This is a genomic window from Falsiroseomonas sp., from assembly GCF_030695085.1.
GTDB lineage: Bacteria > Pseudomonadota > Alphaproteobacteria > Acetobacterales > Acetobacteraceae > Falsiroseomonas.
Map to the genome: position 1 here is coordinate 1 of NZ_JAUYTS010000201.1, position 9,789 is coordinate 9,789.

At 69.8% G+C, this 9,789-nt stretch carries 9 protein-coding genes; 6 read left to right on the top strand and 3 right to left on the bottom strand.

Annotated elements, in window-relative coordinates:
- Positions 1 to 55: 55 nt before the first annotated feature.
- Entirely contained in the window at positions 56 to 1,030 is a 975-nt protein-coding gene (locus tag Q8S40_RS21240) for an alpha-ketoacid dehydrogenase subunit beta (protein ID WP_305671999.1), read from the bottom strand.
- A gap of 1 nt (position 1,031) precedes the next feature.
- On the bottom strand, positions 1,032 to 2,021 hold the full coding sequence (locus Q8S40_RS21245) for a thiamine pyrophosphate-dependent dehydrogenase E1 component subunit alpha (protein WP_305672000.1): 990 nt from the start codon (positions 2,019 to 2,021) through the stop codon (positions 1,032 to 1,034).
- Positions 2,022 to 2,134: 113 nt separating this feature from the next.
- Here Q8S40_RS21245 and Q8S40_RS21250 point away from each other — a divergent pair, with 113 nt between their 5' ends.
- Genes Q8S40_RS21250 through Q8S40_RS21260 form a run of 3 tightly spaced genes read left to right on the top strand, consistent with a single transcriptional unit; the run spans position 2,135 to position 6,348 of the window.
- The gene (locus Q8S40_RS21250) at positions 2,135 to 2,944 is read left to right on the top strand and encodes a hypothetical protein (protein ID WP_304814135.1); all 810 of its coding nucleotides are present in this window, start codon (positions 2,135 to 2,137) and stop codon (positions 2,942 to 2,944) included.
- 2 nt (positions 2,945 to 2,946) lie between these two features.
- Positions 2,947 to 4,707 carry a thiamine pyrophosphate-binding protein gene (locus tag Q8S40_RS21255; protein ID WP_305672001.1) on the top strand — a complete coding sequence of 587 codons (1,761 nt, stop codon included), beginning with the start codon at positions 2,947 to 2,949 and terminating at the stop codon, positions 4,705 to 4,707.
- Between the two features lie 21 nt (positions 4,708 to 4,728).
- Complete coding sequence (locus Q8S40_RS21260) at positions 4,729 to 6,348, top strand: acyl-CoA synthetase (RefSeq protein WP_305672005.1); 1,620 nt, start codon at positions 4,729 to 4,731, stop codon at positions 6,346 to 6,348.
- A gap of 4 nt (positions 6,349 to 6,352) precedes the next feature.
- Here the strand turns inward: Q8S40_RS21260 and Q8S40_RS21265 are convergent, their stop codons facing one another.
- Positions 6,353 to 6,622 (bottom strand): cupin domain-containing protein, encoded by a 270-nt coding sequence (locus Q8S40_RS21265; RefSeq protein ID WP_304814133.1) that lies wholly within the window; start codon positions 6,620 to 6,622, stop codon positions 6,353 to 6,355.
- Between the two features lie 62 nt (positions 6,623 to 6,684).
- Here Q8S40_RS21265 and Q8S40_RS21270 point away from each other — a divergent pair, with 62 nt between their 5' ends.
- From Q8S40_RS21270 to Q8S40_RS21280, 3 genes are read left to right on the top strand one after another with little or no spacing between them, the layout of a single operon-like run.
- A complete protein-coding gene (locus tag Q8S40_RS21270) occupies positions 6,685 to 7,920 on the top strand; it encodes an amidohydrolase family protein (protein ID WP_305672002.1) in 1,236 nt (411 codons plus the stop codon).
- Positions 7,917 to 8,813 carry a polysaccharide deacetylase family protein gene (locus Q8S40_RS21275; protein WP_305672003.1) on the top strand — a complete coding sequence of 299 codons (897 nt, stop codon included), beginning with the start codon at positions 7,917 to 7,919 and terminating at the stop codon, positions 8,811 to 8,813. The genes Q8S40_RS21270 and Q8S40_RS21275 overlap by 4 nt, the downstream gene beginning before the upstream one ends.
- A 14-nt stretch (positions 8,814 to 8,827) precedes the next feature.
- Positions 8,828 to 9,730: a polysaccharide deacetylase family protein gene (locus Q8S40_RS21280; protein WP_305672004.1), complete on the top strand. Its 903-nt coding sequence runs from the start codon at positions 8,828 to 8,830 to the stop codon at positions 9,728 to 9,730.
- Positions 9,731 to 9,789: the final 59 nt, after the last annotated feature.

The following is a 9,789-nucleotide window of genomic DNA, read 5'->3' on the forward strand; positions in this document are numbered from 1 at the left end:
CGCATCCCTCCATCCAGGCGACAAGAATGCACCATCAAAGCCTGGGACCAAACATCTAGCCGCGCATCAGCGCCTCCGCCGCCGCCACCACCTTCGCCGTGTCCACCTTCAGCGCATCCTCCAGTGGTGGCGCGAAGGGCACCGGCACGCGCGGCTGCCCGAGGCGGGCCACCGCCTTCACCTGCGCCGTGCCCAGCCTTTCGATGACCCGTGCCACGATCTCCCCCCCGAAGCCGCCCGTGGTCACCGCCTCATGCACCACCAGCAGCCGCCCGGTGCGCGCAACGGAGGCGACGACGGCCGCCTCGTCCCACGGCCACAGCGTCCGCAGATCCAGCACATCCGCCGCGATGCCGCGCGCCGCCAGCATCCCGGCTGCCTCCTCCACCTGCGGCACGATGGCGGACCAGGTGACGATGGTCAGGTCATCGCCGCGCCGTGCATGGCGCGCCTGGCCGAAGGGGATCGGCGCGATGATCTCGGGCACTTCGCCGGTCAGCGGGAACAGGTTCTTCGGGTCGAAGAACAGCACCGGGTCGTTGCTGCGCAGCGCCGTCACCAGCAGCCCCGCCGTATCCGCGGGTGTCGAGGGCACCACCACCACCAGGCCCGGAATATGCGTGAACCAGCTTTCCAGCGTCTGCGAATGCTGCGCGGCGGAGTTGCGCCAGATGCCGTGCGGCATGCGGATCACCACCGCGGGCCGCGCCTGGCCGCCGAACATGTAGCGTACCTTGGCGACCTGGTTCACCAGCTCGTCCATCGCGCACATGACGAAGTCGAAGATCCGCATCTCGATGATCGGCCTGGTGCCGACCAGCGCGGCACCAAGCCCCGCGCCCATGATGACACTTTCGCTGATCGGCGTTGAGACGATGCGGCTTTCGCCGAATTCCTCCAGGAAGCCCCGATACTGTCCGAACAGCCCGCCGCGCGCGACATCCTCCCCCAGCACCCAGATGCTCGGGTCGCGACGCATTTCCTGCAGCGTGGCGCGGCGGGCGGCTTCCACAAGCGTGATCTCGGCCATTTCAGTCAGCCCCCTGCATCGCACCGCAATCCTGCACGTCTTCCCAGGCCACCGCCGGGTCCGGCCAGGGCGCGCTCAGCGCCTCGGCACGGGCGGCGGACATTTCGGCAAAGGCCTCGCCCCTGATGCCGTCGAGTTCCGCGGCGGTGACGCCCTCGGACAGCAGGCGGTCGCGCAGGCGGCTGACCGGCTCCGCCGCCTGCGCCGCCTCCACATCGGCGGCGCGGCGCCAGGCGGCGGGGTCGGTGCTGGTGTGGCCGGTCAGGCGGTAGGTGGTGGCGTGCAGCAGTTGCGGGCCGGAGCCAGCACGGATTTCGCCCACCAGCCGGGCCGCCGCCGCATCCACCGCCGCCGCGTCATTGCCATCCACCGCTACCGTCGGCACGCCGAGCGAGGCCGCGCGGGCGGCAACCCCGGGGCCGGCGGTGACGCTGGCCGTGGCCGTGAAGGCGGCCACGCCATTATCCTCACACACGAACAGCACCGGCAGGCGATACAGCGCGGCCCAGTTCAGCCCCTCCAGGAAGGGGCCACGATTGATCGCGCCATCGCCGAAGAAGCAGGCGACGATGGCATCGGAGCCCAGCAGCTTCAGCCCCTGTGCGGCGCCGACCGCAATCGGGATGCCGCCCGCCACAACGCCATTGGCGCCCAGCATGCCGACGCTGAAATCCGCGATATGCATGGACCCGCCCTTGCCGCGGCAATGCCCACCGGCGCGGCCGAACAGTTCCTCCATCATCCCGGCCACGCCCGCGCCCTTGGCCAGGGCATGGCCGTGGCCGCGGTGGTTGGAGGTGATGCGGTCATCCGGCCGAAGATTGAGGCAAAGCCCCGCGGCCACCGCTTCCTGCCCGACCGAGACATGCAGGGGGCCCGGGATCTCGCCGGCCTTGTGGGCTGCGAGGGCGGTTTCCTCGAAGGCGCGGATCCGGCACATCATGGTATACAGCGCGATCAGTCGCGCGCGATTGTCGCCCGTTTTGGTCATGCGCTCCCCCGTTGCCCCGCCCCCTTCATGCCGTGCTTTCAAGGACGGTCGGCCGGGGGGCTTGCGGAGCATGCGGCAGCGGGCGAAGGAATCAAGCCGGGGGAGATACAGACATGGCCGATGTGGCGCCGTTGGTGGTCGACAGCGTGACTCATCTGGATGCGGCGGCCCGCGGGCGGGTGACCTGTTGCGGCAGCCATGGGGGGGTCTATGCGGCCTGGTATGCGGCGCGGCACGGCGTGGCCGGGTTGTTGTTGCATGATGCCGGCATCGGGCGGGAGAGGGCGGGCGTCGGCGGCATATTCTGGCTGGAATCCCGCTTCGTCCCCGCCGCCGCGGTGGCGCATGACAGCGCCCGCATCGGCGATGGCGCGGATATGCTGGCACGCGGCGTGCTCTCCAACGTCAATGCCCCCGGCTCCGCCCTGGGGCTGGTGATCGGCATGAAGGCTTCCGTGGCGCTGGATCTGCTGGTGGCCGCCAGGCTGCCGGCGGCGGAGGCGCCGGGTGGGATGGATGAGGCGCGGCAGGTGATCGACGACACTGGCCCGGCACAGGTGGTGGCGCTGGATTCCAACGGGCTGGTCGGGCCGGAGGATGCCGGGCGCATCATCGTCACCGGGTCGCATGGCGGGTTGCTCGGCGGCCGCAAGGGCAGCGCTGTGAAGGCGGATGTGCTCGCCGCCATCTACAATGATGCTGGCATCGGCATCGACCGCGCCGGCCTGTCGCGCCTGCCGGCGCTGGCCGAGCGCGGCATCGCGGCCGCCACCGTCTCCGCCTTCTCGGCCCGGATCGGGGACGCGATGAGCAGCTGGGAGGATGGCTACATCTCCGCCCTCAATGAACCCGCCGAGCTGCGGGGCGCCTGCGTTGGCCTGTCCACCCGCGAATTCGTCGCCAAGATGCTGGAGAGCCTGTGACCATGTCAGCCCCTGGGACTCTGTCCGCCAATGCCACCCGCCGCATGACGGGCGGCGCCGCGCTCGCCGAAATGCTGAAGCTGCATGAGGCCGGGCCGATGTTCGGCATGGGCGGTTTCCAGCTTCTGCCCTTCTACGAGGCCTGCCGGGTGCTGGGCGTGCAGCACTACCTGATCAACGATGAGCGCTGCGGCGCCTTCGCGGCGGATGCCTATGCCCGCGTCACCAACCGGCCCGGCCTGGCCGATGGCACGCTCGGCCCGGGGGCGACCAACCTGGCGACGGGGCTGGCGGAGGCGTTCAACGCCGGCATGCCGATGGTCGCCATCATCGGCGACGCCAACCGGCAGCACGCCTGGAAGAACATGACGCAGGAGGCACGGCAGTTCGACGTGTTGCGGCCTTTGGTGAAGGAGGCGATCCGCGTCGAGGTGATCTCCCGCATCCCGGAACACATCCGCCGCGCCTATGCGGTCGCCACCTCCGGCCGCCCTGGTCCCGTGCTGATCGCGGTGCCGGAGGACATCGCCCATGGCGAGCATGATTTCGACGCGGCCGATTTCTGGTTCGATCCCGGCACGCTGAAGGCGCAGGCGCGCCGGTCCCGCCCGGCGCGGCACGACCTGGCCCGCGCCGCCGCGCTGCTGGCCAAGGCGGAGCGCCCGCTGATCCTGGCCGGCGGCGGCGTGCATATCAGCGAGGCGTATGAGGCGCTGGCAGCACTTGCCGAGGCGCAGGGCATTCCGGTGGCGCACACCATGTCCGGCAAGGGCGCGGTGGGCTGCAACCATGCGCTGTCCGCCGGCGTCTTCGGCCGTTATTCGCGCATCGCCAATGACCTGATCGGCATGAGCGACTGCCTGCTGGTGGTGGGCTGCAAGCTGGGCGAGATCGCCACCAAGCGTTTCTCCCTGATGCCCCCGGGCGTTCCGCTGATCCACCTGGACATCGTGGCGGAGGAGATTGGCCGCACCACGCGCCAGGATGTGGCGCTGGTCGGTGATGCGCGCTGCGGGCTGGAGGATCTGCTGGCGGAACTCGGCCCCCTCTCCGCCTTGGGCGCGGATCGCCGTGCCGAATGGTGCGCCGAGGTGCCGAAGCGCATGGCCGCCTGGCTCGAATCGGCGAAGGACCGGCTGGAATCGGTGGAATCGCCGATCAATGTCGGCCGCCTGATGGGCGAGCTGAACAAGATCCTGCCCGCGGATGCCGTGCTGGTCGCCGATGGCGGCTTCGCCGGGCATTGGGGCGGGCTGCTGTTCGACACCAAGCGGGCCGGGCGCGGCTTCGTCGCCGATCGCGGCTTTGCCTCCATCGGCTACGGCGTGCCGGGCGGCATCGGGGCGCAGATCGGGGTGGGGAAGGGGCGGCGCGTGGTCTCGCTCACCGGCGATGGCGGCTTCAACATGTCGATGGGAGATCTGGAGACCGCACGGCGAGTCGGCGCGCCGATCGTTGCCTGCATCTTCAACAATGCGGCATCGGGCTATGTGAAGGCGCTGCAGCACGCGGTCTTCGGCCCCGGCAGCTACCAGTCCAGCGATCTGGTCGAGATGAACTACGCCAATATCGCCAACGCCATGGGCTGCAAGGGTATCCGCGTGGAGGATCCGGAGAAGCTGGCCGGCGCATTGCGGGCGGGGCTGGAGAATACGGATACGCCCACGGTGTTGGACATCGTGGTCACGCGCGACCCGGCCAAGATGCTGCCCGCCGCCGACAACCGCACGCTGAAGGTGAACAAGGGCGACCGTCCCGTCTGACGCCCCCCCCCGCCGGTGGTTATGGAGCCGGAAGCGGTTTGCCCCCTATCCTGTCGCAAAGGCGACGAGGGGCGGAAGATGGGCCTGGCGACGGCGATGAATCTCGGGCGGCTGCTGACGCAGACCGCGCGCCGCATTCCTGATGCGCCGGCGCTCGCCTGGGGCGACCGCAGCTGGAGCTTCGCCGCGCTGGATGCGCGGGTGGACCGCCTCGCCCAGGCGCTGCGCGGCCTCGGCGTGGCGAAGGGCGACCGGGTGCTGGTGCATTCGCGCAATTCCAACGCGATGTTCGAAAGCCTGTTCGCCTGCCTCAAGGCCGGCGCCGTCTGGGTGCCGACCAATTACCGGCTGACGCCCTCGGAGGTCGCCTATCTCGGCGCCTCCTCCCGCGCCGTGGTGATGCTGCGCGATGCGGGCTTTGCCGGGCACGCCGCGGCGGTGCGGGAGGCCAGCCCGCATCTGCGCCGGGTGATCGCGGTGGGCGATGCCAGCGGCGATGAGCGGGACTATGAGGCGCTGCTGGCCGCCACCACGCCACCACCACCGGACCATGAGGCGGAGGTGGCGGCGGATGATCCCTGCTGGTTCTTCTATACCTCGGGCACCACGGGCCGGCCCAAGGCGGCGGTGCTGACGCATGGCCAGATGGCCTTCGTCGTCACCAACCATTTGGCGGACCTCGTGCCCGGCACGACGGAGCGCGATGCCTCCCTGGTTGTGGCGCCGCTGTCGCATGGCGCGGGCATCCATCAGCTCGGCCAAGTGGCGCGCGGCGCGCTGACGGTGCTGTTGCGCGGCGACAAGCTGGACCCGGAGGAGGCCTGGGCGCTGGTGGCCCGCCACCGCGTGACCAACATGTTCACCGTGCCCACCATCCTGACCGCCCTGGTGCGCCACGCTGGCGTGGACCGGCACGATCATGCCAGCCTGCGCCACGTGATCTATGCCGGGGCGCCGATGTACCAGGCGGACCAGGCGGAGGCGCTGGCCAGGCTCGGCCCCTGCCTGGTGCAATATTTCGGCCTCGGCGAGGTCACCGGCAACATCACCGTGCTGCGGCCGGACCAGCACACGCGGGAAAATGCGGGCAGTTGCGGCGTGGCGCGCACCGGCATGGACATCGCCATCCTCGACGAACGTGGCGCCCGCCTGCCGCCCGGCGAGATCGGCGAGATCTGCGTGCGCGGCCCCGCCGTCTTCGCCGGCTATTTCGAGAATGAGGAGGCGAACCGCACGGCCTTCGCCGGCGGCTGGTTCCACACCGGCGACCTCGGCCTGCTGGATACGCGCGGCTTCCTGTTCATCACCGGCCGGGCGTCCGACATGTACATCTCCGGCGGATCGAATGTGTATCCGCGGGAGGCGGAGGAGGCGATCCTGACCCATCCGGCGGTGGCGGAAGTGGCTGTGGTCGGCCTGCCGCACCCGAAATGGGGCGAGGCCGGAATTGCCTGCGTGGTCTGCCGCGACGGCGCCTCGGTGGAGGAAGCCGCGCTGCTGGCCCACCTCGCGCCGCTGCTGGCCCGCTACAAGCAGCCGCTGCGGGTGGTGGTGTGGGATGCGCTGCCGAAATCCGGCTATGGCAAGGTCCCCAAGGCGCTGATCCGGGCGAAGCTGGAGGAGCTGGGCATCGGCTTCTGACGCTTCACCGCCGCCGCCCGGCGATGTAGCTGACACCGGTCGCGCCCGCGATCTCCGCATGCGGCGTGTCGCGCGGTACCTCGCATACCTCGCCCGCGCCAAAGCTCCGCCGTGTGCCGCCCTGGTCCAGGATCAGCGAGCCGGACAGGATCAGCAGCCGCGCATCGAAGGGGTGGCTGTGTTCCGGTGTCGCATCGCCGGCCGGCAGGTCCCGCGCGACGCTTTCGGTAAAGCCAGCCTGCGGCAGCGCCGCCTCGAAGGACTCGCGATCCATCCCCGTCTCCCCCCCTGGTTTTTTATGGTCTAGCCTTGCCGCATCATCGCCTGGAGACCGCCATGTCCGCCACCCTCTTTGCCAATGCCCGCATCCTCGATGGTCGAGTCGATGGGGGGATCGAGGGGCATGTCCTGGTCGAGGACGGACGCGTGAAGGAGGTCTCGGACAAGCCCATCTCCGCCACCGGCGCCCGCCAGGTGGATCTCGCCGGCCGTACGCTGATGCCGGGTCTGATCGATGCGCATGTGCATGTGATTTCAACGACGGTGAATTTCGGGCTGAACGCGCTGCTGCCGGATGCCGTCATCGCCTTCCGCGCCGCGCGCATCATGAACGGCATGCTGATGCGCGGCTTCACCACCATCCGCGATCTCGGCGGCACGACGCAGGGGCTGCGGGTGGCCTGGGAGGAAGGCGGCTTCGACGGGCCGCGCATGGTGCTGTGCGGCAAGGCGATTTCCTCCACCGGCGGACATTCCGATGGCCGCGGGCGGTATGATGGCCGGGACATGGCCTACCTCGAATCCCGCCTCGGCTGCCTCGGCCGGATCGCCGATGGCGTCGACGCGGTGCGGCGGGCGTGCCGGGAGGAGATCAAGGCTGGCGCCGACTACATCAAGATCATGGCCAATGGCGGCGTGGCGTCCCCCACCGACCCGATCGCCTTCCTCGGCTATTCCATGGACGAGATGCGCGCGGCGGTGGAGGAGGCGCAGATGGCGCAGACCTATGTCGCGGCCCATCTCTACACCGATGAGGCGATCAGCCGCGCGGTGGATGCCGGCGTGCGCAGCCTGGAGCATTGCAACCTCATCGAGGAAGCCACCGCCCGCAAGGCCGCCAAGGCCGGCGCCATCGCCTGCCCGACATTGGTGACCTACGAGGCGCTGAAGAATGAGGGCGCCAGCTACGGCCTGGGCGCCGAGAGCGTGGCGAAGATCGACACAGTGCGGCTGGCCGGGCTGGCGAGCCTGGAGAAGATGCAGCGCGCCGGGCTGACCATGGCCTATGGCAGCGACCTGCTGGCTGAGATGCACCGCCACCAATCGGATGAATTCGTCATCCGCGGCCGCGTGCTGCCGGCGATGGAGGTGATCCGCTCCACCACTGTCCACGCCGCGAAGCTGCTGCGCATGGAAGGCCAGATCGGCACCATCGAGCCGGGCGCGCATGGCGACCTGGTGGTGGTGGAGGGCGATCCGCTGAAGGATCTGTCGCTGCTGACCGGCCAGGGCAAGCATCTGTCCGCCATCATGCAAGGTGGGCGCTTCATCAAGGACCAACTGGGCGCGTGATCCCGCCCGAGGAGCGCTACCCGCACGCGCCGCTGCCCTTCCGGCCCAGGCTCACCTGGCCGGGAGGCGCGCGGCTGGCGGTCTGGGTCTGTCCGAATATCGAGCATTACGAATTCCTGCCCGCCCAGCAGGGCAGCCCGCGCGACCCCTGGCCGCGCACGCCGCATCCGGATGTGCTGTCCTATTCCCTGAAGGATTACGGCAACCGGGCCGGCGTCTGGCGCATGATGGACTGCCTCGACACCCACGGCATCCGCGGCAGCGTCTCCTTCTCCATGAGCGTCGGCGACATGTTTCCCGAGATCCTGGACGGGATGCTGTCGCGCGACTGGGACGTGTTCAGCCACGGCTTGTTCAACACCCGCTACCACTGGAATCTGCCGGAGGATGACGAGCGCGCCGAGATCGAGGCCAGCGTCGCCGCCTGGAAGCGCCTGACGGGGAAGCAACTGCGCGGCTGGTTCTCGCCGGCCGCATCCAACACGCTGGCGACGCCCGACCTGGTGGCGGAGGCCGGGATTTCCTACCTGTGCGACTTCTACCACGACGATCAGCCGACCCCGATCCGCGTGCGCAGCGGGAAGCTGGTCTCCATCCCCTACAGCATGGACCTGAACGACGCGGTGATGATCGGCGCCGGCGCGGCGGAGGGCGCGGATTTCCTCCGCGCGGGCATCGACATGTTCGAGACGCTGTATGCCGAAGGCGCCGTGCAGCCGCGGGTCATGTGCATCGCGCTGCACCCCTACATCATGGGCCGCCCGCACCGCATCCGCTTCCTCGATGCGCTGCTGGCGCATATCCGCCGGCATGAAGGCGTGTGGTTCGCCACCGGGGCGGAGATGGCGGATTGGTACCTCGCGCAGCACTACGACGCGGCGTTGGCCGGATGATCCCGCCCCGCGGCATGGATCACGCGATCCACCCCTACAGTGCGCAGCCGGTACGGCCGGATTTCCGCTGGCCGGGCGGGCGCCGCGTTGCGGTCTATCTGTTGCTGCATCTGGAACACACGGAAATCCAGCCGCCGCCGGATGCGCATCGCGACCCGCGTTTCCGCGGCGCCTTCTTCAGCGGCAACCCGGACTGGACGACCTACACCCAGCGCGACTACGGCAACCGCATCGGCGCTTGGCGCATCCTGGAATTGCTGGACCGCCTGCATCTGCCGGCCAGCGTCGCCGTGAACCTGCTGGCCGCCCAGCGCCACCCGGAACTGGTCGCGGCCTACCGTGACCGCGGCTACGAGCCGGTCGCCCACGGCCTCTCCGCCAGCCGCATGACCACCAGCCGGATGACCGAATCCGATGAGGCCGCGGAAATAGCTCGGGTCCGCGACGGCCTGGCGAAGCTCTGGCCCGGCGCCACCGGCTGGCTTGGGCAGGACCACGGCGCCACCGCCCACACCACGCGGCTGCTGGCGCAGGCCGGCTTCGATTACGGCCTGGACTGGGCGAATGACGAGGAGCCCTATCTGCACGCCTCCGGCCTGCTCGCCCTGCCGCCCCCCGGTGAATGGGATGACGTGCAGACGCTGCTGCTGCGCCGCGTGCCGGTGACAGCCTGGCCCGCTCTGGTGGCGGAGGCGCTGGACCGGCTGCTGGCGGAACCGCGTGGCGGCCGGGTGCTCGGCCTCGGCATCCATCCCTGGATGCTCGGCGCGCCGCACCGCATCCGCTATCTGGGCGAGGCCCTGGCCGATATCGCCCGTCGCACCGACCTGCATCTCGGCACGGCGGGCGCCCTGGCGGCGCAGGCGCGGGCGGCGCTGACCTCAGGCGGCGGCGCAGAAGCGCAGCAGCAGCGGTAGCACCAGCACCGCCGCCAACCCGCCGAAGAACACCAGCTTGCGGGTCGGCGTGCGGAGGA

Bases quoted from the DNA above. Each gene is read 5' to 3' on its own strand.
- Q8S40_RS21240 (WP_305671999.1), bottom strand. From the start codon at position 1,030: ATGGCCGAGATCACGCTTGTGGAAGCCGCCCGCCGCGCCACGCTGCAG.
- Q8S40_RS21245 (WP_305672000.1), bottom strand. From the start codon at position 2,021: ATGACCAAAACGGGCGACAATCGCGCGCGACTGATCGCGCTGTATACC.
- Q8S40_RS21250 (WP_304814135.1), top strand. From the start codon at position 2,135: ATGGCCGATGTGGCGCCGTTGGTGGTCGACAGCGTGACTCATCTGGAT.
- Q8S40_RS21255 (WP_305672001.1), top strand. From the start codon at position 2,947: ATGTCAGCCCCTGGGACTCTGTCCGCCAATGCCACCCGCCGCATGACG.
- Q8S40_RS21260 (WP_305672005.1), top strand. From the start codon at position 4,729: ATGGAGCCGGAAGCGGTTTGCCCCCTATCCTGTCGCAAAGGCGACGAG.
- Q8S40_RS21265 (WP_304814133.1), bottom strand. From the start codon at position 6,622: ATGGATCGCGAGTCCTTCGAGGCGGCGCTGCCGCAGGCTGGCTTTACC.
- Q8S40_RS21270 (WP_305672002.1), top strand. From the start codon at position 6,685: ATGTCCGCCACCCTCTTTGCCAATGCCCGCATCCTCGATGGTCGAGTC.
- Q8S40_RS21280 (WP_305672004.1), top strand. From the start codon at position 8,828: ATGGATCACGCGATCCACCCCTACAGTGCGCAGCCGGTACGGCCGGAT.